24 protein-coding genes and 1 pseudogene are annotated in these 25289 nt (G+C 47.1%); all 25 read left to right on the top strand.

Annotated features, from left to right (window positions below; genetic code table 11):
- The coding region (locus JKY90_02270) for an apolipoprotein N-acyltransferase (GenBank protein ID MBL4851096.1) at positions 1-189 on the top strand (189 nt) is incomplete at its 5' end.
- Positions 190-280: 91 nt separating this feature from the next.
- Complete coding sequence (locus JKY90_02275) at positions 281-2782, top strand: leucine--tRNA ligase (GenBank protein ID MBL4851097.1); 2502 nt, start codon at positions 281-283, stop codon at positions 2780-2782.
- A gap of 6 nt (positions 2783-2788) precedes the next feature.
- Entirely contained in the window at positions 2789-3301 is a 513-nt protein-coding gene (locus JKY90_02280) for a hypothetical protein (protein MBL4851098.1), read from the top strand.
- 296 nt (positions 3302-3597) lie between these two features.
- Positions 3598-4647: a DNA polymerase III subunit delta gene (locus JKY90_02285; protein MBL4851099.1), complete on the top strand. Its 1050-nt coding sequence runs from the start codon at positions 3598-3600 to the stop codon at positions 4645-4647.
- Positions 4648-4709: 62 nt separating this feature from the next.
- Positions 4710-5969: a glutamate-5-semialdehyde dehydrogenase gene (locus JKY90_02290; protein MBL4851100.1), complete on the top strand. Its 1260-nt coding sequence runs from the start codon at positions 4710-4712 to the stop codon at positions 5967-5969.
- 15 nt (positions 5970-5984) lie between these two features.
- The gene (nadD, locus tag JKY90_02295; protein MBL4851101.1) at positions 5985-6638 is read left to right on the top strand and encodes a nicotinate-nucleotide adenylyltransferase; all 654 of its coding nucleotides are present in this window, start codon (positions 5985-5987) and stop codon (positions 6636-6638) included.
- A gap of 15 nt (positions 6639-6653) precedes the next feature.
- Positions 6654-7000: pseudogene (gene rsfS, locus JKY90_02300) on the top strand (ribosome silencing factor).
- Between the two features lie 139 nt (positions 7001-7139).
- Positions 7140-8552 carry a hypothetical protein gene (locus tag JKY90_02305; GenBank protein ID MBL4851102.1) on the top strand — a complete coding sequence of 471 codons (1413 nt, stop codon included), beginning with the start codon at positions 7140-7142 and terminating at the stop codon, positions 8550-8552.
- A gap of 17 nt (positions 8553-8569) precedes the next feature.
- Positions 8570-9040 carry a 23S rRNA (pseudouridine(1915)-N(3))-methyltransferase RlmH gene (rlmH, locus tag JKY90_02310; GenBank protein ID MBL4851103.1) on the top strand — a complete coding sequence of 157 codons (471 nt, stop codon included), beginning with the start codon at positions 8570-8572 and terminating at the stop codon, positions 9038-9040.
- 9 nt (positions 9041-9049) lie between these two features.
- The gene (gene maf / locus JKY90_02315; GenBank protein MBL4851104.1) at positions 9050-9700 is read left to right on the top strand and encodes a septum formation inhibitor Maf; all 651 of its coding nucleotides are present in this window, start codon (positions 9050-9052) and stop codon (positions 9698-9700) included.
- Complete coding sequence (gene rng / locus JKY90_02320; GenBank protein ID MBL4851105.1) at positions 9693-11213, top strand: ribonuclease G; 1521 nt, start codon at positions 9693-9695, stop codon at positions 11211-11213. The genes maf and rng overlap by 8 nt, the downstream gene beginning before the upstream one ends.
- Positions 11214-11480: 267 nt before the next feature.
- Positions 11481-15413: a TIGR02099 family protein gene (locus JKY90_02325; protein MBL4851106.1), complete on the top strand. Its 3933-nt coding sequence runs from the start codon at positions 11481-11483 to the stop codon at positions 15411-15413.
- 22 nt (positions 15414-15435) lie between these two features.
- Positions 15436-16239 (top strand): carbon-nitrogen hydrolase family protein, encoded by an 804-nt coding sequence (locus JKY90_02330; GenBank protein MBL4851107.1) that lies wholly within the window; start codon positions 15436-15438, stop codon positions 16237-16239.
- A 27-nt stretch (positions 16240-16266) separates the two neighbouring features.
- Positions 16267-17073 (top strand): ABC transporter ATP-binding protein, encoded by an 807-nt coding sequence (locus JKY90_02335; GenBank protein ID MBL4851108.1) that lies wholly within the window; start codon positions 16267-16269, stop codon positions 17071-17073.
- Between the two features lie 106 nt (positions 17074-17179).
- Positions 17180-17962 (top strand): lipid asymmetry maintenance ABC transporter permease subunit MlaE, encoded by a 783-nt coding sequence (mlaE, locus tag JKY90_02340; GenBank protein ID MBL4851109.1) that lies wholly within the window; start codon positions 17180-17182, stop codon positions 17960-17962.
- Between the two features lie 4 nt (positions 17963-17966).
- Positions 17967-18422 carry an outer membrane lipid asymmetry maintenance protein MlaD gene (mlaD, locus tag JKY90_02345; GenBank protein MBL4851110.1) on the top strand — a complete coding sequence of 152 codons (456 nt, stop codon included), beginning with the start codon at positions 17967-17969 and terminating at the stop codon, positions 18420-18422.
- A gap of 79 nt (positions 18423-18501) precedes the next feature.
- On the top strand, positions 18502-19146 hold the full coding sequence (locus JKY90_02350) for an ABC transporter substrate-binding protein (GenBank protein ID MBL4851111.1): 645 nt from the start codon (positions 18502-18504) through the stop codon (positions 19144-19146).
- Entirely contained in the window at positions 19130-19432 is a 303-nt protein-coding gene (locus JKY90_02355) for an STAS domain-containing protein (protein ID MBL4851112.1), read from the top strand. The genes JKY90_02350 and JKY90_02355 overlap by 17 nt, the downstream gene beginning before the upstream one ends.
- A 144-nt stretch (positions 19433-19576) precedes the next feature.
- Complete coding sequence (locus tag JKY90_02360; protein ID MBL4851113.1) at positions 19577-19807, top strand: BolA/IbaG family iron-sulfur metabolism protein; 231 nt, start codon at positions 19577-19579, stop codon at positions 19805-19807.
- Positions 19808-19876: 69 nt separating this feature from the next.
- Entirely contained in the window at positions 19877-21136 is a 1260-nt protein-coding gene (murA, locus tag JKY90_02365; protein MBL4851114.1) for a UDP-N-acetylglucosamine 1-carboxyvinyltransferase, read from the top strand.
- A gap of 77 nt (positions 21137-21213) precedes the next feature.
- Positions 21214-21849 carry an ATP phosphoribosyltransferase gene (locus tag JKY90_02370; protein ID MBL4851115.1) on the top strand — a complete coding sequence of 212 codons (636 nt, stop codon included), beginning with the start codon at positions 21214-21216 and terminating at the stop codon, positions 21847-21849.
- Positions 21850-21858: 9 nt separating this feature from the next.
- Positions 21859-23160 carry a histidinol dehydrogenase gene (hisD, locus tag JKY90_02375; GenBank protein ID MBL4851116.1) on the top strand — a complete coding sequence of 434 codons (1302 nt, stop codon included), beginning with the start codon at positions 21859-21861 and terminating at the stop codon, positions 23158-23160.
- A 28-nt stretch (positions 23161-23188) separates the two neighbouring features.
- Positions 23189-23782 (top strand): imidazoleglycerol-phosphate dehydratase HisB, encoded by a 594-nt coding sequence (gene hisB, locus JKY90_02380; GenBank protein ID MBL4851117.1) that lies wholly within the window; start codon positions 23189-23191, stop codon positions 23780-23782.
- Positions 23783-23822: 40 nt separating this feature from the next.
- Entirely contained in the window at positions 23823-24464 is a 642-nt protein-coding gene (gene hisH / locus JKY90_02385; protein ID MBL4851118.1) for an imidazole glycerol phosphate synthase subunit HisH, read from the top strand.
- 30 nt (positions 24465-24494) lie between these two features.
- A complete protein-coding gene (gene hisA / locus JKY90_02390; GenBank protein MBL4851119.1) occupies positions 24495-25235 on the top strand; it encodes a 1-(5-phosphoribosyl)-5-[(5-phosphoribosylamino)methylideneamino]imidazole-4-carboxamide isomerase in 741 nt (246 codons plus the stop codon).
- Positions 25236-25289: the final 54 nt, after the last annotated feature.

Consider the following 25289-nt stretch of genomic DNA (forward strand, 5'->3'; position numbering starts at 1 on the left):
ATTATGGATCATAAAGGCCATTTGTTGGCTGTTAGCGAGCTTAATATCGTTGATGTTATCACTGCTGATGTACAGCCACAGTCAGGGTTGACGCCCTACGTACGCTTTCAAAACACGGTTGTTATCTTGTTAGCCTTGGGCATATTGTTGTTAGCCAGTTTACTTAAACGTCGACTTATCGTTGATTAGTTGGGGCTTAGTCGGCTGCTCTGCTAACATTCACCCTTAAGATGTGTATGGCGTTCGCCACAGCATGGTATCTACCGGAATACGAGGTGCAATGAGTAACGAATACAATGCCGCCGAGATAGAGCAAGCGGTGCAGTCTTATTGGCAGACAAGCAGAAGCTTTGCTGCGATCGATAATCACAGCGGCGATAATTTCTATTGCCTATCAATGTTCCCCTATCCCAGTGGTCGCCTGCATATGGGCCACGTACGCAATTACACTATTGGTGATGTTATTAGCCGTTATCAGCGTATGTGTGGCAAAAACGTGTTGCAGCCGATGGGCTGGGATGCCTTTGGTTTGCCCGCTGAAAATGCTGCAATCAAGAACAATGTGCCGCCAGCAAAATGGACGCGCGACAATATTGCGGCGATGCGTGCTCAGCTAAAACGTTTGGGTTTTGCTTATGACTGGTCGCGTGAGATTGCTACCTGTCATCCAGATTACTATCGTTGGGAACAATGGTTTTTTATTCGCCTGTATGAGAAAGGCTTGGTCTATAAAAAAACCTCAGCAGTAAACTGGTGCCCCCATGATATGACCGTGTTGGCGAATGAGCAGGTGATTGATGGTTGCTGTTGGCGTTGTGATACACCGGTCGAACGACGTGAAATACCACAGTGGTTCCTTAAAATTACTGATTATGCCGATGAGTTGCTGGAATCGCTCGATCAACTTGATGAGTGGCCAGAACAAGTGCGCGCGATGCAGCGTAATTGGATTGGCCGTTCTTATGGCTTGGATATAAAATTCGACCTGGCCGGGGGTGATTCGCAAGAGAATCATAAGGTAATTATGGTGTATACCACGCGCCCTGATACGCTGATGGGTGTGACCTATCTGGCTATCGCACCGAGCCATCCCTTGGTGCTAGGAGCCGCTAAAGAGCGTCCCGCATTGCAAGCCTTTGTTGAAAAATGCAAACGTATGCAAACGTCCGAAGCCGCTATGGAAACAATGGATAAAGAGGGTGTCGACACTGGCATAAAAGTCACGCACCCCCTAACGGGTAATTTACTGCCGGTTTACGCCGCTAACTTTGTATTGATGAGCTACGGCAGTGGTGCAGTCATGTCAGTGCCTGCTCATGACCAGCGTGATTGGGAGTTCGCACAAAAATACGGTTTACCTGTTAGGCAAGTTATTACCAAAACTAGTGGTGATGAGGTGGATCTTACCAATGCCGCCTATACCGATAAAGGCATATTGATTAATTCAGACAGTTTTGATGGCCTTGATTTTGACAAAGCCTTTACTGCTATTGCCAAGGCACTTGAAATTAAGGGCAGCGGTCAGCGACAAACCAATTATCGATTACGTGACTGGGGTGTATCGCGGCAACGCTATTGGGGTGCACCCATTCCGATGGTGATTTGCGATGGCTGTGGTGATGTGCCGGTGCCCATAGATCAGTTGCCAGTCACACTGCCTGAAGATGTCACTTTGGTGGAAGGGAGTGGTTCACCATTGGCACGTATGCATGAGTTTTATGCAACGGATTGCCCAGGCTGTGGTAAACCGGCAAAACGTGAAACCGACACTTTTGATACATTTATGCAGTCATCGTGGTATTACGCGCGTTATGCCTGTCGTGATAATGATAAGGCAATGCTCGATAACCGCGCTGATGATTGGCTGCCAGTGGATCAATATGTGGGCGGCATTGAACATGCCATTCTACATTTACTCTATGCGCGTTTTTATCACAAGTTATTACGCGATGAAGGCCTAGTCACTTCCGACGAACCTTTCAAACGTTTGTTGACGCAGGGCATGGTGCTTAAAGACGGCAGTAAAATGTCAAAGTCGAAAGGCAATACCGTTGACCCGCAAGCGCTCATAGAACGTTATGGCGCAGACACGGTACGTTTATTTACTATGTTTGCGGCGCCGCCTGAGCATTCGCTGGAATGGAATGACGCTGCTGTTGAAGGTTCCTATCGTTTTCTTAAGCGTCTTTGGCGATTATTGCTTGAAGAGCCAGTAAATAAAAACTTGCGTAACAATATTGAGCGGATAGCGGCGGCTGATTGGTCAATCTTGGGTGCTGCCATTAAAAAACAGCGTTTTGAGCTGCATAGTTTGCTTGAATTGGCCAATCGCGATATGGCTAAGTATCAATTTAATACCGTGGTTGCCAGCGCCATGAAAATGGTTAACTTGCTTGCGCAGTGGCCGCAAGAAAATGATACAGATAATAATGGTGCAGATTTGGCTCGCTGCGAGGCAGTGACGATATTGCTGCGCATAATTGCACCGATAGTGCCGCATATTGCCCATACCTTATGGCAGCAGATTGGCCATGATGGTGATATCCTCGATGCAGGTTGGCCGCAGGTCGATAGCGTTGCGTTAATCAGTGATGAAATTGAACTGGTGGTGCAAGTGAATGGTAAATTACGTGATCGTATTACAGTGGCCGTCGGCGCATCGAATGATGTGATAGAGCAGTCGGCATTGGCCTCTGATAACGTTGCCCGTTTTGTTGAGGGTAAGGAGATAAAGAGAATTATTATTGTGCCTAAGCGCTTAGTGAATATCGTTATCGGGTGAATATCATTGTCACTCACTAGAGTATTTTTATTGTTGGTATTATCAGCCGCACTTGTGGCCTGTGGCTATCAACTGCGTGGCCTGCAAAACAGCAATGTTGAGCTTGCTGTTTCATCGGTGTATTTAACCGGAGGCGAGCAAGATGCTGCCTTGCTTGTTTTGTTAAAACAGCGCTTGCAGCAAGCAGGTGTTGCCCAAGTTGCCGCCGATGAATTGGCCGATGTCAGCCTCAATCTGGATTTGATCTCACGTTCGCGCCGCGTCTTGTCAGTGAATAGCGCAGCCAAAGTCTCTGAATACGAATTACATTATGCAGTGAGCTACCAAATCACCGTGATAGAGGGTGAGTCAAAACAACGTAGTACAAGCGCACGCCGCGATATTACCTTTGATGCAAATCAAGTGCTGGCTAAAGCCGAAGAACAAGAACGGCTTTACGCAGATATGCGCAGTGATGTAGCCAACACGATTTTGCGTGTCTTACAGCGTGTAGAGTTGGCGCCAACAGTTGTTGAGTGAGGCTAGCGCAGTAATATTTTCCCAGGTGAGTTTAAGGAACCTCTGATCAATTCATGGAACACAATCTTGCGACTGACATATTGCAGCTCGGCGTTGCACCTCAAGGGTTCATTTCAATACCCCCTTGAGGGGTACACTTCCTGCGGGGCGCGAACTTTGCTAATAGGCCCACTATTAGCGGCAATTCGCGCCTTGATCCGTAATGTTTCAATCGGCAATCTCATTGTACCCCAGGGCACCTTCTCTGCCTTTGGCATTCACCTTGTTCCAGAATTAATCAGAGGTTCCTTAATACAATGAAAATTGATGCGCGGCAATTATCAGCGCACTGTGAAAACTCTTTATTACCTTGTTATATCGTGTCAGGTGATGAACCTTTATTGGTACAAGAGGCTGCCGATTGTGTCCGTCAGGCCGCCGTCGCACAAGGTTTTGATTCACGTGAAGTTCACCACGTAGAAACGGGGTTTGACTGGCTAAGCCTGGCAGCAGCAGCCGATGCCCTCTCTTTGTTTTCTAATCGGCGTTTAATCGAGCTGCGTTTTAGTAAACCGACACCGGGTAGTTCCGGCTCACAGGCATTGCGTGAACTGGCGCAACAACTGCCTGCGGATACGGTTTTTTTGCTTATCATGCCTAAATTCGATGCTAAGGTAAAAACATCTGCGTGGTTTAAAGCCCTGGATAAAATTGGCGCACTGGTGCAGATATGGCCGCTAGAGCGACGTCATTTAGGCCAATGGCTATCAGCGCGAATGCAGCAACAGAAGCTTACTGCGGACCAAGATGCTATTCGCTTATTAGCCGATTACGTCGAAGGTAATTTACTTGCTGCTACGCAGGAAATTGATAAACTTGCCCTGATCGTAGCTGATGGCACCCAAGCTGATCGGCGTATTACGCTGCGCTTGATAGAAGATAGCATCAGCGATAATGCGCGCTTTGATGTCTTTGGCTTGGTTGACAGTGCGTTAGCAGGCGATAGTGTGCGAGTGCAGCGTATGGTGGCGATGTTGCAACAAGAGGGTATCGCGGCCACACTGGTTTTATGGGCTTTGTCACGAGAGTTACGTACGCTGGTAAAATTAGCTGGTAGAACAGGCTCAGCTAGCCATGTAGAGGCTAATGTTGCACGTTCACTCGGTGTCTGGCAAAAGCGGCTACCGTTGGTCGGTGCCGCCCTGAAACGCCAGGATGCCAAGGGCTGGCAGCGCTTGCTGCGTCGTGCAGCACGGGCAGATCGTGTCATTAAAGGTGCTGAAGCAGGCAATGCGTGGGATGAATTGCTACAATTGGCATTAGCAATTGCTGGTGCAGCACCCTTGCCGGTTCGTAACAGCGCTTAATGTCCCGCTAAATAAGGTTCACCATGGTCTCCACAGTAGCAGATATCACGACTAATACCGATATGGACAGCATCGAAACACTAATGAACGAGCTGGGTCGTCATGCCAAAGCGGCTTCGCGTGTGCTGATGTCTGCCAGTACGGCGGATAAAAATACTGCATTGATCGCTATTGCTGAGGCGATTGTTGAGCGCCAGGCTGATTTGATTGCCGAAAACAAGAAAGACCTTGATGCTGGTCGTGCCCGTAGTTTGAGCGCTGCCTTGATGGATAGGCTTGAGCTGAACGCCGAGCGCATCGAGTCAATGGCTGCTGGTTTGCGCCAGATTGCAGCACTGCCTGACCCCGTTGGCGAAATCAGCGATATGAGTTACCAGCCCTCGGGCATTCAAGTCGGTCATATGCGCGTGCCACTGGGTGTTGTCGGCATCATTTACGAATCGCGGCCTAATGTGACGGCTGATGCAGCGGCCTTGTGTTTAAAGTCAGGCAATGCGGCAATATTGCGTGGCGGTTCAGAGGCGATATATTCTAATCAAGCGATTGCACGTTGCATCCATGATGGTTTGCGTCAGGCGGGTTTACCGTTAGCCGCCGTGCAAGTTGTGCCGACGACTGATCGCGCAGCGGTGAGCGCATTAGTGAAGATGAAAGACACTGTTGACGTGATTGTGCCCCGTGGTGGCAAGGGCTTGATCGAGCGCGTCAGTGCCGATGCCCGTGTGCCAGTGATTAAACATCTGCATGGTGTCTGTCATGTATATATTGATGCTGACGCAGATATTGATAAGGCTGTGGCGATAGCGGTTAACGCCAAGACCCAACGTTACGGTACGTGTAATACGATGGAAACGTTGTTGGTTGCCGAATCCATTGCACCGAGGGTCTTGCCCCTGTTGGCGGAAAAATACGCCGACAAAGGCGTTGAACTGCGCGGCTGTGCGCGTACATTAACTATTATTACAAAGGCCAAAGCGGCAACCGAAGAAGATTGGCATGAAGAATATTTAGCGCCTATTTTGTCTATTCGTATTGTTGACGGGCTTGACCAGGCGCTGGATCATATTCATCAATACAGCTCGAATCATACCGACTCGATTGTCAGTGAAAATTATTCTGCGACACAACGTTTCTTGCGTGAGGTAGATTCAAGTTCCGTCATGGTCAATACGTCAACACGGTTTGCTGACGGCTTTGAATATGGTCTGGGCGCCGAGATTGGCATTAGTACCGATAAAATTCATGTGCGTGGCCCTGTCGGTTTGCATGGACTCACCTCACAAAAATATATTGTACTGGGTGATGGCCATATTCGTCGCTAGGGATACTTCTATTAAATGATAGGTATTTATGGCGGTACCTTTGACCCTATCCATTTCGGTCATCTGCGTTCGGCGTTAGAAGTGGCCGAACAGCTTTCGTTAGCTAAAGTCTTGATGACTCCCAGCGCACAACCGCCGCATCGTCAAACACCGCAAGTGTCAGCACAGCATCGATGGCAAATGTTGCGGCTGGCTTTGTCAGGGCAAGTGCGCTTGCATGCCGATGATCGAGAGATCATGCGTGATGGTGGTCCATCCTATACCTACGATACCCTATTGGGTTTGCGTCAAGAGTTTACTGACACACCACTTTGTTTGATTCAGGGTGGTGATGTTTTTGCGGATTTAGCGAGTTGGCATCGATGGCAAGAGTTACTTGATTTGGTGCATATTGTAGTGATGCGGCGCGGTGGTGATCCGATACAGTGGAATAATAAAGTAAAGCGGCATTATGGCGCTGTAAGAGTGAATGATGTGTCACAACTGTCGTCTGTCCCTGCAGGGCTAATCTGCGAGCTAAATGTAACGCCTTTGCACATATCAGCGACGGATGTTCGTCAACGTTTATTGGAAAACAAAGCAGTTAGATATCTAATTCCCGATAGCGTATTGGCGTATATCAAACAAAATAAATTATATCAACGTGCTCCTGGAGTACAACATAGGTAAATCATGGAATTTTGTATAGAAGCAGAGAACATAAAAAAACAAGTTGTAGCTGCGCTCGATGACTTGAAGGCGCAAAATATTTTGGTATTGGATGTGCGTGGTTTAACCTCGATTACCGACTATATGGTTATCGCCAGTGGCACATCGAGTCGTCATGTTAAGTCGCTGGCATCCAATATGATCGACACCTTAAAAAAAGCAGGTCATGGTTCATCAGGTATGGAAGGTGAAATCGAGAGCGAATGGGTGTTGGTTGATTTTGGTGATGTGATTGTTCATCTCATGCTGCCGAAGCAAGAGAGTTTTATAATCTGGAAGGTTTATGGGATATCGATAACCAGGAAGAACGTGAACAGGTATAGCCAGCGATTTAAACGCGCCGCTTTATTTGCCGACTTGTGTTGTCTCAAAATGCCTTGTTTTAACGCTAATACCATTATTTAGACTATTAGGTTACGCAGGTATCATAATAGTGCTCAACAAAAGAGTAAGGAGATAAGTATGGGATCAGAAATTACGGAACGTCTTGCTACTGGGCAATATGCGCGCCTGATACCCACAGTTGCAGATTCAAAAAAAGAAGAAAGAGCAACGTCAAGTCTTCTTGCCTCTTTTATGGTAGTTCCTGACTTTGCTAGAGAAGTATTATCTGATGCCGGGACACCAGTGGGTAAGCGTATAAAGATAGTGTGCTACACCGAGGTCACATTCAAGAATAATGAGAAAACGAAAGGATCAAGACCTGACGGGTTAGTAATTGTTACAAGCGGGTCTAAGCAGTGGACTGCTTTGATTGAGTCAAAAATAGGGAATGTGGGTCTGACTAAAGAGCAAGTTGAGGAATATTTAGACTTAGCAAAAGCGCATGGAATAAACGCGCTAATCACAATATCAAATCAGTTTTCTACAACACCTGCCCATCACCCAGTTAAAGTATCAAAAAACAAATTGAGGTCGGTAGCGCTATATCATTTCTCTTGGTTGTCTTTAAAATCTAAGGCTGTGTTATTGATGGCTAATAGAAGCGTGGATGATTTAGAGCAAGCGTATATATTGAGTGAATTGGTAAGGTATCTAGACCACGATTCATCGGGGGTTTCCTCTCTAACAAGAATGCCAAGTGAGTGGAAAGACTTGTGTAGCTCGGCACAAAATGCAATGACACTTGGTAAAACGAGTGAGGTAGTGGAGAAGGCTGTATCAGGATGGCATCAGCTACTAAGACATCTATCACTTAACCTAAGTATGTCTATCGGGCAGCCGGTTAAAATAGCTCTTTCACGGGCTAGGGAAAAAGATGCAGAATTGAATTTTTCTGAGGATTGCACAGACTTGTCTCAGAATAATGGATTCTCAACGGAATTTGAAATTCCTAATGCCGCATCGAGAATAATATTCTCTGCTGACTGTTTGAGAAGAACTATTAATATAAGTATGAAGCTTGAATCACCAAAAGATAGAACAAGGGCTACCGCTTCAATTAATTGGATTACTCGTCAATTGAAAGGTAAAGGTGTGGAAAATATTAGAGTTAGAGCGTATTGGCCGAGGCGTATATCTATGACATCGGCAGCACTAGCTGAAGCTATTGAAAACCCAGCAGCTCTAATTCCTGATGGTGTTTCTGATTTGCCAACGTATCTTGAAATCATTCGGGTTGTGGATTTGGCGGCTAGGTTTAAAGGAGCCAAGACTTTTGTTGAGGACTCTAGCAAAGAGTTTCCGCTATTTTATCAGGATGTGGGGCAGCATTTATCAAAATGGATTGCAAAAGCGCCGCAGGTTAAGGAGTCAGAGCCTGCAGGTTCTAGTATTCCGACTATTTTACATAACGTCGAAGAGGGAGGCGCAATTGATGTTCCTATTTCCCATGATGCGCAGGAAGAACAAAACACAAACGAATCCGTAACCTAGCAAACGTTTCCTGATCTATGCGTATTCACCTTATCAGCATCGGGACCCGTATGCCTGCATGGGTTAACGATGCTTATCATGGTTTCACCAAGCGATTGCCACATGAATGCAGTTTATTGTTGCGTGAAATTGAAGCCGGTAAGCGTGGAAAAAATACAGATATAAAGCGGCTGATAGCCGCTGAAGGTGAGAGAATGTTAGCGGCGATACCCAGAAATGCTTTGTGTGTTGCGCTGGATGTTGAGGGTAAGCAATACAGTAGCGAAACGCTTGCCAGCTCATTAACTGCGTGGATGGCAAGTGGCGATGATGTCGCTTTATTGGTAGGTGGTGCCGATGGCCTGGCGCAGTCCTGTTTGCAGCGGGCAAGCTTACGCTGGTCTTTATCGCAACTGACTTTGCCGCATATGTTAGTGCGTGTTGTGCTCGCCGAGCAGCTCTACCGTGCCTGGAGTATTGGCCGTGGCCTACCGTACCACCGTGGTTAAATATCACTGATGTTTGCGTCTCCAGATATCATTCTTGCCTCAGCATCACCCCGGCGTGCTGAATTATTGCAGCAAATTGGGGTCAACTTTGAGGTCTGTGTCAGTGATATTGATGAGCAGCCACGATTGGGTGAGGCACCGCGTGACACTGTCTGTCGGTTTGCCATAGAAAAAGCATCGTCAGTGTTACGCACTCTCAGAGCGCAAGGTGGAGGGCAGCTCCCAGTATTGGGTGCTGATACCATCGTTGTAGTGAATGGTGATGTGCTGGGCAAGCCGATAGATCATGACGATGCGCAGCAAATGTTGTCACGCTTATCGAATCATTGGCATGAAGTATTAACCGCGGTTGCGGTGGTCGGTGAAGTTGTCGATACTGGAAAGATTACCGTTGAGCTGCTTTGCAATGTGACGCGGGTTCATATGCGCGTGCTAACCAGCGCTGAGATTGAAGGCTATAGCCGCTATGAGAAGGTCATGGACAAGGCAGGTGGTTACGCAGTGCAGGGCATTGCTGCAAGTTTTATTGATCGTATCGAGGGTAGCTATTCCGCAGTGATGGGCTTGCCACTTTATGAAACAAGCGAATTATTAAGGCGATTCGGTATTAATATACTGACTCCTGGTGAATCAGGCTCTAAGAAAACAAATAATGAATAATGAACTATTAATTAATGTCACGCCGCGAGAGACGCGAATAGCCTATGTCGAAAATGGCCTTTTGCAAGATGTCTTTATTGAGCGTTCTGGCAAGCAAAGTTTAGTTGGCAATATCTATAAAGGAAAGGTTTGCCGTGTGTTGCCTGGTATGCAGGCTGCTTTTGTTGATGTCGGACTCGATCGTACAGCATTTCTGCACGTGTCTGATGTCGCAGGTGCGCCTGTTCGCGCACATGTCAATGGTGATGCCGAAGCTGAAGTAGGCAACCACAATAGTGGTAACGGTCATAATAGTAATGGTGATGTGGAATGGGATATTGCTGGATTATTAAAAGAAGGCGATGAGATCTTGGTGCAGATAACTAAAGATCCTATTGGTACCAAGGGCGCACGTTTGACCATGCATTTATCCGTTGCGTCGCGCTTCTTAGTGTATATGGAAAACATGAAAACGATTGGCATATCGCAGCGTATCGAAGGCGACGACGAGCGTGATCGCTTACGTCAGCTGGTGCGTGAAGAGAGCGATGATATTGCTGGTGGATATATTGTGCGTACAGCGGCGGAAGGTGCTAGCGCCGAGCAACTGCGCGCTGATATGGATTTTTTGCAACGTCTATGGCGTTCAGTGCAGCGACAAGCGAAAGAGACCGCGGTCAAAAAAGTAGTCCATGAAGATCTGCCTTTAGTCGTTCGCACTATCCGTGATTTGACCTGGACGCAAGTCAATAAAATTCGTATCGATTCGCGCGAGGCTTACAAAACCGCAGGCGAAGTTGCCAGGAAATTCATTCCCGAATTATTGCCGCGTATTGAATACTACCCTGGCGAGCGGCCAATATTTGATCTCTATTCAGTAGAAGACGAAATACAGCGCGCCTTAGATCGCAAAGTTTCGCTCAAATCAGGGGGTTATCTGATTATTGACCAGACTGAAGCCATGATCACCATCGATATTAATACTGGCGCGTATGTTGGCAGCCGTAACTTTGAAGAAACCATATACAAAACCAATCTTGAAGCAGTGCATACGCTTATGCGGCAACTGCGGCTGCGAAATTTAGGCGGCATTATCATTATTGATTTTATTGATATGGAAGAAGAAGAACACAAGAGGCAAGTCCTGCGTGCCTTAGAAAAGGCAGTGGTTCTGGACACTGCGAAATGTGCAATTACTGACGTGTCGCCATTAGGCCTGGTTGAGATGTCACGTAAGCGCACGCGCGAGAGTTTGAGTCAATTGCTTTGTGAATCTTGCCCTGCCTGCGAAGGTCGTGGCACAGTCAAGACTGCGAAGACGGTTTGTTACGAAATTCTCCGTGATATTTTGCGCGAAGCACGTCAATATGATGTCAAACAGTATTTGGTGCTGGCCTCGCGTGAGGTAATTGAGTTGTTTCAGGATGAAGAGGCGGCCAGTATTGCTGATCTGGAAGAATTTATCGGCAAGCCTATCCGCTTTCAAACTGAGCCACTCTATTTGAGAGATCAGTTTGATGTTGTATTAATGTGAGGCCTTTACGCGAGGCAATTGACAAGTAAAAATGGTTAAAATAACCCTGATTTTCGTTACAAAACTTGCCAAGATAGACGTATTGACAGCATTTTTCCTCATTCTTCTTTTGCCACTTGCCTCGTGCAAGGGTCTCAATGTGAGTATGTGTAATGCAAATAAATGCCCCCCGTCGCTGCAATCGGTGGATTAACAAGTTCTAAGCTTGTTGTGATGTGATATGCCTAATCGGCTTTCCCTGATAGGGGTTCTTTTGGTGTTAGCGACATGAGTGTATTGAGGTATTCCTTTTCACTACTACTCTACGTGCTCGCAGTAGTGATTATTATTGCTGCGATAACATTAGGTTTAGTGCGTTTAGCCATTCCTTACGTTGATGACTTTCGCTATCAAATCCAATCGACAATTAACGATAATGTTGGCCGTAAGATACTGATTGGTAAGATGGATGCCTCTTGGCATCATTTCAAACCCCAGATCGAGCTAGCCAATGTTGTTATTACGCTTAGCGATGAGCAAGTGCTGGAATTCGGTCGAGTATCTCTCGGCGTTGATATCATTAGCTCAGTGAGACAGTGGCGCCTGGTAACGAGTGAGATTCGTTTGGCTGGTTTCGAGTTGAACGTTGTACAAACACTTGATGGTCGTTTTGCGGTGGCGGGTTTGCCAGCATCCACTGAGCTAGCGAATATTGAACAGCAACGTGCCCTAGTGCAATGGTTGTCGGAACAACAGCAAGTGATCGTAGAAAATGGCACCGTGTATGTTACGAGTGAGCAACGGCCTGAGCTACTGCATACATTTTCTAAGATGGGTATTTATTTTGTTGCCTCTGATACAGGCTATCAGCTTGCGGCACAAGTCGATGTGCCGGTTGCCCTAGGCAAGGGCATTGAATTAATTGCCAACTTTGATGGTTTGCCGTTGCTGACGGAAGATTGGTTAGTTGATAGTTATATCAAGCTTAAACACCTTTCTGCGGCTGGTTTTGCTAAAGAGCTCATTGGCTTTGAGCCTAGTGCTCAGCAGGTGAAAGGGGGTGATGTTGATTTAGAGCTATGGGCGAGTATTGGCGCCAACCAATCAGTGGTAGCACAAGGGCGTATCGCGGCAGAAAATTTAAGGGTTGCCGGAAAACCTTCTAAAGATACTGTAACAAACGTTGGCGATGAACTTATCATTAATTCGCTGTCTGCAGATTTTTCTCTAGAAAAGAACAATGACGAATGGGCGGTGGGGTTTGCACCATTGCGTATTGCTCGTGCCGGCGCATCGGAACAGGTGCTTGATATACAAGTGCGTTATAACCACGATAGACAAGCGCGTTCTTTGCTTTTGCAAGCAGGAGCTTATCGTGCCAGTGAGATGCTGGGTTTGATTAAGGCCGGCTCGCTTGTCCCTAGCAAACTATTGGGCAAGCAACTATCACAGCTTGATCAGATTCAGTTTGGTGGTGATGTCCGCCACACGACTTTGTTTTGGCAGCCCAGTGAGCAACCAGGCAACAAGACACCATTTGCGGCCTATATAGAATTTGACAATGCCTTCATTGATGAATCGAGTATTTTTCCTGGTGCTGATAGCCTAAGTGGTTTTGTTTTTTACCAAAGTGGTACTGGGGACAGTGCTGGTCAACTTGTGTTAACGGGATCTGATAGCAGACTTGATGCGCCACAGTGGTTTCGAGATTCACTGCAATTTGATGAATTGGCGGTGGATATCGCTTGGGCAAAGTCGAATTCTGAGTTACTTATCGAAGCCAACGATATAGCCATTAATAATGCGGATCTTGCTATCAAAGGCGACCTGGCTGTTCGTCTACCGGCTGATAAAAATGTATCACCGACTATTGATCTGGCCTTGGTGCTAGAGCAGGCGGACATTTCCAAGCGCTCGCTTTATATGCCGGCAAAGCTGATGCACCCCAAAGCAGTAAGCTGGTATGACCGCGCACTTAAGCAAGGCATAGTGTCGGCGGGGAGTGTCAAATTAAAAGGACCGATCAAGCAATTCCCTTTTAAAAACGGTGAAGGTGTGTTTGCGCTTGATCTGCACATTACTGACGGCACACTTGAATATGTCAGTGCTTGGCCAGCTATCGAGAATATTCATGCTGATCTGCATATACGTAATGCAAGTATCGAACTGCTGTTGAACGATGGCACAGTGATTAACAGTAAAATTAATGCGGCGAAAATATCAGTGCCTGATTTTACCGTTAAGCCCGTTGCTATGACCATAGCGGGAACAATGCAAGGAGCCAGCTCAGATGCATTGTTGTTTCTTGAGCAAAGCCCGCTGCAAAAAAGGTTTGCCGATTCGCTTAAGATATTAGCTGTAGAAGGTAATAGCGAGCTCTCGCTGGAATTGGATATAGCCATACCGGGGCCAGTTAACGTATATGGTGAACTGGCTCTGGTTGATAATCGTTTGAGTGTGGCCAATGATGCATTTGTCGCAGAAAATATCGATGGCACGCTGAGTTTTGACAACCAAGGTTTGCATGGTAAGGCAATTGCTGCCGACATACTGGGTATGCGTGCATTGGTTGACCTCGAGCCAGCGGTCAAGGGTGACAAGCGCGGCACTAAATTTTCAGCGCAAGGCAAAGGTGATGTGGCCAAGTACGCACAGCTTAGTGGCTTACCTTGGCTAGCGCAGTTTGCGCAGGGCGAGTCAACATGGAAAGCCGAAGTGCTTGTGTTGGGAGGCAGCTCTGAGCTCTACATTGAGTCAGATCTTGTTGGCATTGCCAGCCAATTCCCTCATCCTTTTGCTAAGAAAGCGACAGCTGTTGAGCATTTTTCAGTGGCAACAGCGCTACCTTTCGGTAGCACACCAGTGGCGCTGTCGTTTGGTGACAATATTTATGCAGACCTTGACTTGGAGCAGACAGCAAAGGGTAACAAACTTGCTTTGTTAAATATCGGCTTAGGCCAGGCACCAGCAAAACTTGCAGCGGCGGCAAAAGGAATTGTCATTCATGGCGAGCTTGACCGACTCATCTTGGCAGATTGGATAACCGCAGCAACAACACTGGTTGATAACGAGCAATCTGACGATGCGCTCTCTATTGAGGCGATGTTGGACTTGGGTCATCTGGACGTGTTTGGCTATCACTGGAACAACGTGAAAGTTGAGGCGCAACAACAAAGAAATTGGCGAGTGCTGCTAAATGGAGAAGGTATTAATGGTGCGGTTGTGACAGAAGGTGTTGGCACAGGAGCTCATATTACCCTTGATATGGAAAGCTTAGCATTAAACGTCAACAGAGAAAATTCACCAGAAAAAGCGCCTGCAGAAAATAATTTAGACCCGCGTGAAATTCCAACGGTTAACGTGAAAATTAAACAGTTTAACTATGGTAGTCTCGATTTAGGTGAATTAGCATTCAAGACGAGCAAGATCAAGCAAGGGCAGCACATTGAAGGTATTGCAATACGATTGCCTACCCTGCTGTTAGCAGGTGCGGGTAATTGGACTCAGGTAGCTAATACGCAGCGGTCTTCATTTAATGTTGCAGCAGAAACGACTGATTTGGGTGCTATGTTAAATCATTTTGGTTACGCAGCAGATAATGTTAATGGTGGGGTGAGTACTATCAATGCGAATGTTTTTTGGCGTGGGATACCATTTGACTACAGTCACGAAAAATTAAATGGGCAGATTGGTTTGTCGGTGAAAGATATTAATTTCAGTGGTATTGATCCGGGTGCTGGCAGAGTATTTGGTTTGTTAAGTATCCAAGCTTTGCCGCAACGTTTAAGCTTAGACTTTTCTGATTTATTTGAAAAAGGGTTACAAATTAATACCATTGAAGGGAGTTTTTCAGTAAAGAATGGCGATGCGGTGACAGATGATTTGTCACTGCAAGGGCCAGCAGCACGCATCGATATTGCAGGGAGAATTGGTCTAGCGAAACAAGATTATGATCAGATTATGGCAGTGACGCCAGAAGTGAGCTCGAGCCTACCATTGGTTGGAGCCGTCGTTGCCGGGCCAGCGGGCGCAGGAATTGGCACAGCTATTCTATTTTTGCATAAGCTGTTTAATCCAAAAATATTACACTACAAATATCACGTTAGTGGCTCTTGGGCAGATCCTGAGGTAATTTTATTAAAAAACGCAGCAGCGAAAAATGTAAAGGAAGCAGCGCAGCGTATCAATAGTGGCAGTGATGAATCAGACAAAACAAATTAAGTTTAACGTAGCGGCCATTCAGATGGCGTCAGGCCCTACCATCAGCGCAAACTTAATGGAGGCGGAAAGGTTAATCAATATCGCCGTGGAGCATGCTGCTAAATTAGTTGTTTTACCGGAAAATTTTTCGTTTATGGGCGTTGTTGAGGAAGATAAACTGCGCGTGGCTGAGGTCGATGGCATCGGCCCAGTGCAAGATTTTCTTGCTAATCAGGCGAGTAAGCACGGTATATGTTTGGTCGGTGGTACGATACCGTTAACCAGCAATAACCCTAAGCTTATTCGTGCTGCTTGCTTAATGTTTGACAGCTCAGGACGGCGCCTCGCACGTTATGACAAAATGCATTTGTTTGATGCCAATCTTGAAGAGAGCAACGAGCAGTATGCTGAATCGCAAACCATTGAGCCAGGAAATGAGGTTTGTTGTGTTGACACCTCTTTTGGTCGTCTTGGTTTGGCAGTCTGTTATGACTTGCGATTCCCCGAACAGTTTAGGCAAATGGCAGAAAGCGGAATTGATATTATCCTCCTTCCTTCCGCATTCACGGCTGTTACGGGTAAAGCGCATTGGCAGCATTTGGTATGCGCCAGAGCCATCGAGAATTTATGCTATCTTATTGCGCCAAACCAAGGTGGTTATCATATTAATGGTCGTGAAAGTTATGGTCATTCGATGATTGTTGATCCGTGGGGTGGTATTGTCGATTGCTTGGCAAGCGGTTCAGGTGTTGTGGTGGCAGAAGTTGATCACAGTGTTATTGCACGCGTGAGAAAGAATTTTCCAGTGCTTGAGCATCGGCGTCTAGGTTGTCAGCTGCCAGTTTAATTTGATGATTCGTTACGGAGTTGTGCTTTGTCTTCCGATGTAATTTTGACGCTTAACGATCTCCAATTCAGTTATGGCGCGCGTGTTATTGCTGATGGGCTTGATATGGAAATTGAGCGCGGAAAAATCACCACGATAATGGGTCCCAGCGGCACGGGTAAGACGACATTGTTGCGCATGATTGGCGGACAAGTCAGACCGCACGCAGGAGATGTTATTTTTGAGGGAAAGAGTATCCCTAGTTTGAATAAGCGTCAATTGTTGGCAGCGCGGAAAAACATGGGGCTATTATTTCAAGCCAGTGCATTGTTTACCGGACTTAGTGTTTACGACAATATTGCATTCCCAATACGCGAGCATACTCAGTTGTCCAAACAAATGGTACGGCATTTGGTATTGTCAAAATTAGAGGCGGTTGGCTTGCGTGGTGCCGCAGAACTAATGCCTGTGGAATTATCTGGTGGTATGGCCAGGCGGGTTGCGCTTGCCCGAGCCATTGCGCTTGATCCGCGCTTGATGATGTATGACGAACCGTTTGTTGGTCAGGACCCGGTCACCAAGGCGGTCATCACACGTTTGATTAAATTGTTGAATGACAGTTTGGGTATGACCAGCATTATTGTGTCGCATGATGTGCATGAGGCTATGGAGGTATCAGATTTCGTTTATATCATTTCAGCCGGCAAAGTGATTGCGAGTGGCACACCAAAACAACTTCAACAATCAGATTCGCCCTGGGCACGACAGTTTTTACGTGCCGAGCCAGATGGCCCAGTATCATTTCAGTATCCAGCGACAGACTATAAGAATGATTTATTTGCTAGCGTTAAATAAAGTGTGGTGATGGCCTTGTATTTTAAGGATACGTTGATTAATAAAAGTGTCGCCCAAGAGCGCTTCCTCGCAGCGTGCTATTCGCACCCCGCCCAGGGTGCTGTTGATGTTTGAGCCAATACGACTTATTGGCGAGGCGGCGCTACGCACCTTGGCTCGCCTGGGTCAGGCCACCTTATTTATTGCTCAGGTCATTGCTGCTTTGCCGATGTTGTTACGTCGTTTTTCCTTGGTGATCACCCAGCTCTATGAGGTGGGAGTGCTGTCAATTGCAATTATTGTGATCTCTGCTTTAGCGGTTGGCATGGTGCTCAGTTTGCAAATGTTTTATACCCTGCGTGATTTTGGCTCGGAGCAACTACTGGGGCAGGTGATTGCTTTGTCGTTGGTACGAGAGCTTGGCCCAGTCTTAGCAGGCTTGTTATTTGCTGGGCGTGCGGGGTCTGCATTGACCGCAGAGATTGGCTTAATGAAAGCGACCGAGCAGCTATCAAGCATGGAGATGATGGCAGTCGACCCGATAAAGCGGGTGGTGGCGCCACGCTTTCTTGCTGGTGTGTTGTCTATGCCCTTATTGGCAGCGATGTTTAGTGCTGTGGGTATTGTTGGTGGCTATTTGGTGGGTGTTGGCATGCTAGGTGTTGATAGCGGTGCTTTTTGGTCGTTGATGCAGGCTAATGTGGATCTGTATGACGATATTCTCAATGGTGTTATCAAGAGCGTAGTATTCGGTATTATTATTACCTGGATCGCTGTGTTTGAAGGTTATGATGCAAAGCCGACGGCAGAAGGTGTTAGCCGCGCGACGATGCGAACAGTGGTGCATAGTGCATTTGCCGTGCTGGCTGTTGATTTTATATTAACTGCGCTAATGTTTTCAGGGAGTTAGTTCTATGTATAGCAGAATGACCGAAATTGCGGTGGGGCTCTTTGTTGTGGCAGGTTTGGCTGCGCTGGTTATGTTGGCGATGAAGGTGAGCAACCTTGGCGCCTTTGCCGATACCGAAGGTTATATCGTCAATGCACGGTTCGATAACATTGGCGGGCTTAAAGTGCGCTCGCCAGTGCGCTTGGGTGGTGTCAGAGTGGGACGCGTTAATGCTATTAACTATGATCAGGACAGATATGAGGCGGTGGTTGAGATGACTATTAGCAGTGGTTATGATCGCTTGCCGATTGATACCTCGGCGAACATTTTTACCTCAGGTTTGTTAGGCGAGCAATATATTGGTTTGGAGCCGGGTGCAGAGGAAGAGTATTTGAATCCGGGGGATGTGATTCAGTTAACCCAGTCTGCTATCGTAATAGAGCAATTAATTGGCCAGTTTTTGCTAAACGAGGCAGAGTAACCAGAGCTTCCTTAAGCTGTTGTTTAGGTTGTTTGTGTCAAAATAAGCAATACAGATAGGTTTGGCTCAGGAGAATTTAGTGTTAATAACGCAGCGTTTATCATTGATTTTTATTGTTGGTTATTTTTTCGTTAGCGGTCTATTGATTAATGTTGCGATAGCTGAAGACCACCCTGCCCAGCAATTAGTGACTAAGACCACGACGGATTTGTTGTTAGCATTTCAGTTAGAAAAAGCAGCGATTGAAGCAGACAGTGCCGTATTACGCAAAATTGTCAGTGACAAAATATTGCCTTACTTTGATTTTGTACGTATGTCGAAACTGGCATTAGGTAAGCACTGGCGTCGCGCCACGGTGCCTCAGCGCAAAGCCTTTACCATACAGTTTCGTGAGCTATTATTGAACACTTATGCCAAGGCGCTCTATCGTTTCGCTGATGCCGAGGTGCACTATAAACCTGTGCGTTTTGAAGAGGGCGATAGGTATGTTGATGTGGCTAGCGAGGTAGACACAGGCGATGGGTCAGTTGCGGTGACTTATCGGTTGTATGAAAAAAATGATAGCTGGAAAGTGTTTAACATCACCATTGAGGGCGTTAGCCTGATTACCAATTATCGCAGCACCTTTTCCACGTTTGCGAGAAAAAAAGGTATTGATGCCCTGGTTGCAGATCTTGAGCGTCGTAACAAACGAGCAGCGGCTAGTGATGATGAGCCGGCTTGAGCATCGCTTTGATGGTAACCATTGCTATCTCAGTGGTGAGTTGAGCTTTGATAGTGCGGCGCAGTCAGAGGCATTGATTGCAAGGCTGGTATCGCACCCGGACAGTCTCTCTGTTAGCCTTGCTCAAATCACCTATGCCGATAGTGCAGCAACTGCATTTATGGTTGAGCTTTATCGTCAAGTGGACTTGGCTGGCGGCGAACTGAGTTTTGTTGACGTGCCTGCCCACATACTCTCTGTGTTAGCGATGACACGTCTCGATACCATTTTACCTATTGCAGCTTAGCTGCTCTCAATGTTTTGCTGCGAAGGTATCAGGTTGCCTGCCAATCAAGGGTTGCGCGCCTCTGCACGTTTCAATCACGTAGAGTTATAAGTGATTAATAGAAGTTTCCTTATGCTAGAATGACACTATTTGCGGATTTAAAATATGCAAGCTCCTCAGATTGAACAAATGATATTAAGCGGACTCCCCGGTGCCGATGTTAAGGTTAAAGGTGATGATGGTGTTCATTTTGAAGCAGTGGTTGTCGCAGAAATTTTTCGTGACAAATCTATTCTCGAACAACATCGCATGGTCTATGCAACCTTGGGTGATAATGTTGAGAATGCTGCGATTCACGCATTGGCTCTAAAAACGCAGGTGCCGCAGACGGCGTAAACATTGTCAGTTTACGTTTTCTTAAACATAAGAACCCTTTCTTTGGTCGAGTAACAATTACTATTTAGTATGGATAGACTCATTATCTCTGGCGGTTGCTGTCTCAATGGCGACATCCGTATCTCCGGCGCAAAAAACGCAGCATTACCCATTGTTATTGCCAGCTTGCTGACGCGTGAGCCTGTTGCGATTTCCAATGTTCCGCATTTGCGCGATGTAACAACGACCATGGAACTATTGGGGAGCATGGGCGTGACCTTGACCATTGATGAGCACATGGGCGTTGAAGTCAATGCCTCGACCATTAGCAATTTTGACGCGCCTTATGACCTTGTTAAGACCATGCGTGCTTCGATTTTGGTGCTTGGCCCTTTATTGGCACGCTATGGTAAGGCGCATGTGTCCTTGCCAGGTGGTTGTGCGATTGGCTCACGACCCATTAATCTCCATATCAAGGGTCTCGAAGCTATGGGCGCGACCTTTTCTATGGATAAAGGCTACATCAATGCCAAGGCCGACCGTCTTAAAGGTGCCAATATTTTTCTTGATGTGGTATCAGTCACGGGCACAGAAAATTTGATGATGGCGGCAACACTAGCCGATGGTGAGACCGTGCTCGAAAACGCAGCGCGTGAGCCAGAGGTTGTTGATTTGGCTAATTTCTTAATTAGCATGGGTGCTAAAATTGAAGGTGCCGGCAGCGACCGTATTGTTATCACGGGTGTAGAAACACTGCATGGCACTCAATACCGCATTTTGCCAGATCGAATTGAAACCGGTACTTATTTGGTCGCTGGAGCGATTACTGGTGGACGGGTTAAAGTGAAGGACACGTCGCCTGATTTGCTTGACTCCGTGTTGGCGAAGCTACGTGAGGCTGGCGCCAAAATAGAGGTGGGTGATGACTGGATTGAATTAGATATGGAAGGCCGTCGTCCGCAAGCGGTGGATATTTATACCGCGCCTTATCCGGCCTTTCCAACGGATATGCAAGCGCAATTTACTGCGCTCAATGCAGTGGCCGAAGGGCGTGGCGCAATTACTGAAAATGTGTTCGAAAATCGGTTTATGCATGTGCAGGAATTACAGCGTATGGGCGCAGATATTCGCCTAGAAGGCAATACCGCATTGTGTACCGGTATTGATAGCTTGACCGCCGCGCCGGTAATGGCAACCGATTTGCGTGCATCGGCCAGCTTGGTGTTGGCCGGTTTAGTAGCGCAAGGGGATACCGTAGTAGACCGTATCTACCATATAGATCGTGGTTATGAATGTATCGAAGAAAAACTACAGCAGCTTGGCGCGAGTATTCGTCGAGTGCCGTACTAAGGGGTTTCTGATCAAGTTGTGTGCTCAATATTTTTATCCAGATCTGGCCAGAGGTTTCTTAGTGGTTGGAGAGACAGTTGAACGATAATCTCACTATTGCCGTTTCTAAAGGGCGTATTTACCAAGAAGCCTTACCTTTGCTGGCCGCCGCTGGCATTGTGCCAACAGAAGACCCTGATATTAGCCGCAAGCTCATTATCGATACCAATGAGCCTGACGTTAAGCTGGTGATTATTCGTGCTGCTGATGTTCCCACCTTTGTTGAGTATGGTGCTGCTGATGTTGGCATCGCAGGTAAAGACGTGTTGGTTGAGTATGAGGGCAATGGCTTATACGAGCCGCTGGATTTAAAAATTGCCAGCTGTGCCTTAATGCTCGCAGGCGTACCTGACTACACTCAGCGCCAGGCGCGTATGCGTATCGCCACTAAGTATGTTCGTACTACGCAGGACTATTATGCCAAACAAGGTGTGCAGGTTGAAATCATTAAACTCTATGGCTCGATGGAGCTGGCACCCATTGTCGGTTTGTCTGACTTAATTGTTGATTTGGTCGATACGGGTAACACCCTGCGCGCCAATGGACTGGTGCCAATGGAACACATTATGGATGTCAGTTCACGCTTGGTAGTGAATAAGGGTTCAATGAAAATGAAGCAGTCTCGTATTAAGCGATTAATTGAGCAGATCGGCGCTGCCGTAGAGGCAAGCTAAGCCAGGCTCATGGTTGCCATACGACGATTAAACACCGCATCCGCAGATTTTTGGCAGCAACTTGAAGCGGTTCGCGCCTTTGATGATGCCGATGATTTGGCCATCAGTAATACCGTAGGCGAAATCCTGTTAAATGTGCGTCAGCGTGGCGATGCCGCGCTGGTGGATTATACCGAGCGCTTTGATCATTTGAAGGTTGCCAGTGCCGCTGAATTAGAGCTACCAGCGTCACGTTTACAGCAGGCCTTAAAGACGATTCCTCAAGCACAAAGAATTGCCTTAGAACAAGCGGCGCAACGATTACGCGATTATCACGTCAAACAAAAAAGTGAGTCTTGGCAGTATACCGAGGAAGATGGCACCTTGCTTGGCCAAAAAATCACGCCGCTGGACCGTGTCGGGCTTTATGTGCCGGGTGGCAAAGCCGCTTATCCCTCATCGGTATTAATGAATGCTATTCCAGCCAAAGTCGCTGGTGTTGATGAATTAATTATGGTGGTGCCGACACCCAATGGTGTGCTCAACGAATTGGTATTAGCGGCGGTCGCCATTAGCGGTGTTAATCGCGTCTTTACCGTTGGTGGTGCACAAGCCATTGCCGCGCTGGCCTATGGTACTGACACCGTGCCCGCGGTTGATAAAATTGTTGGGCCAGGCAATATTTATGTGGCAACAGCCAAGCGCATGGTATTTGGCACCGTCGGGATCGATATGATTGCTGGCCCGTCAGAAATAGTGGTGTTGGCAGATAACAGTATGCCGGCAGACTGGGTGGCGATGGATTTGTTCTCACAGTCAGAGCATGATGAAGATGCGCAAGCGATTTTAATCAGCACAGATGTCGCCTATATTGAACAAGTCGAACAAAGTATTCACCGTTTGCTGCCCGAAATGGAGCGCCGCGAGATTATTACCGCATCGTTAAACCGTCGTGCCGCAATGATAGAAGCTGACAGCATTGATACTGCGATGACCGTGATTAACACCATTGCGCCTGAGCATTTACAACTGTCGGTGGTCAATCCCCAATCGTTACTGCCCAAAGTGCGCCACGCGGGAGCGATTTTTATGGGGCAATCAACCGCTGAAGTGCTGGGCGATTATTGCGCCGGACCGAACCATGTGTTACCAACAGCAGGCACCGCACGCTTTTCATCGCCGCTGGGTGTTTATGATTTTCAAAAACGTTCTAGTCTCATTATGTGTTCGCCCGAAGGTGCATCTAAACTGGGTAAAATTGCTGCAACGCTAGCACGTGGCGAAGGCTTGACTGCGCATGCGCGCTCAGCCGAATACCGAATTCAAGATTAATTGTTATAGTAGTTTTTTGGAGAAAGTCATGACAGATCGTAAAGCGTCGGTAAAACGCGATACGCTAGAAACCCAAATTGAGGTCAGCATTAACCTCGATGGCAGTGGTCAAGCCAAGCTGGATAGTGGTATCCCTTTTCTTGATCACATGATGGACCAAATTGCCAGACACGGCTTGATCGATCTTGCCGTGAGCGCTAAAGGTGACACGGAGATCGATGATCACCACACGGTTGAAGATATCGGCATCACCTTGGGCCAGGCATTGGCTCAGGCCATTGGTGACAAACGTGGTATTCGCCGTTATGGTCATGCCTATGTACCGCTTGATGAAGCCTTGTCACGCGTCGTTATTGATTTTTCAGGCCGCCCAGGCCTTGAATACGCCATTGATTTTCCGCGTTCCAGCGTTGGTGGATTTGATGTTGACCTGTTCCGTGAATTTTTTGGCGGGCTGGTTAACCATGCCTGGATTACGCTGCATATCGACAATATTCGCGGTGATAATGCCCACCATATTATTGAAACCGTGTTCAAGGCCTTCGGTCGTGCCTTGCGTATGGCGATTGAGTTTGATGAGCGCAGTGCAGGCACAATTCCCTCAACTAAAGGCAAGCTTTAGCAGCGAGCTCTAATACATTCGCCACAAAGATAGATTAATTATGAATTCGGTCGCAGTGATAGATTACGGTATGGGCAATTTACGCTCTGTGTCAAAGGCATTAGAACATGTGAGTCCCAATGCATTAATTCACGTGACTAATGACCCTAAGCTGATTGCCGAAGCGGACCGCGTGGTTTTCCCCGGCGTTGGCGCGTTACGTGAAGCGATGTCCGAGTTAAAGCGCTTGTCGTTAGACAGCTTGATTAAAGATCTTGTTAAAGAAAAGCCCTTTTTAGGGATTTGTTTGGGGATGCAGGCCTTGTTCGATTCTGGCGAAGAAAATGGCGGCTGCGATGGGTTAGGAATTTTGCCAGGTAAGGTAGATTATTTTGGCCACAGCCGTGTCGATAAAACCGGTCAAAGACTCAAAGTACCGCATATGGGTTGGAGCATGCTTGATCTTAAGCAAGATCATCCAATGTGGCATGGTATTACGTCAGGTAGTCGTTTTTATTTTGTGCATAGTTATTATGTCGCTGCTACTGATGCAAAGCATGTTGCAGGCGTCTGTGATTACGGCGGCGATTTTTGTGCGGCAGTGGCTGCGCCAAATATTTTTGCGGTGCAGTTTCATCCCGAGAAAAGCCAAGATTTGGGCTTGCGACTGCTCGATAATTTTATGCAATGGAATGGACAATAAGGCGATGCGTAAAGAGGTGAGGAAAATATTATGCTGCTAATACCAGCGATTGATCTCAAGGATGGCAAGTGTGTGCGCTTGCGTCAGGGCAAGATGGACGATGAGACCGTCTTTTCAGATGATCCGGTGGCGATGGCGCAACGGTGGGTTGAGGCCGGCGCACGTCGTTTGCATATTGTCGATCTTGATGGCGCAATCCAGGGGCGGCCTGCCAATGCCGAAGTGATTCATCGTATTGTCGATGCAGTGCCCGATATTCCGATTCAGGTCGGTGGTGGTATTCGCGATGACGATACTATTCAGGCCTACCTCGACAGCGGTGTTAGCTATGTCATTATTGGTACCAGCGCAGTGACTGAACCACATTTTGTTGCCGAGGTTTGTGTTGAATTCCCAGGCCACATAATCGTTGGCCTCGATGCTAAAGACGGTAAAGTTGCCATTAATGGATGGTCTAAATTATCCCACCATGATGTCATCGATATGGCGCAGCATTTTCAGCGTGATGGTGTTGAGGCAATTATTTATACTGATATTAGTCGTGATGGCATGATGGGTGGTGTCAACATCGAAGCAACAGTCAAACTTGCACAGTCCATAAACATTCCAGTGATTGCTTCAGGCGGTATCACCAATATGGATGATGTACGTAAGTTATGCGCCGTCGAAGACGAAGGCATAGTTGGCGCCATTAGTGGCCGCGCACTTTATGAAGGCACGCTCGATTTGGCCGCCGCACAAAAAGTGGCCGACGAATTTTCGCAAAAATAATGGCCTTAGCCAAACGTATTATTCCCTGTCTTGATGTGGACAACGGTCGCGTTG

The organism is Gammaproteobacteria bacterium, assembly GCA_016765075.1.
Classification (GTDB): Bacteria; Pseudomonadota; Gammaproteobacteria.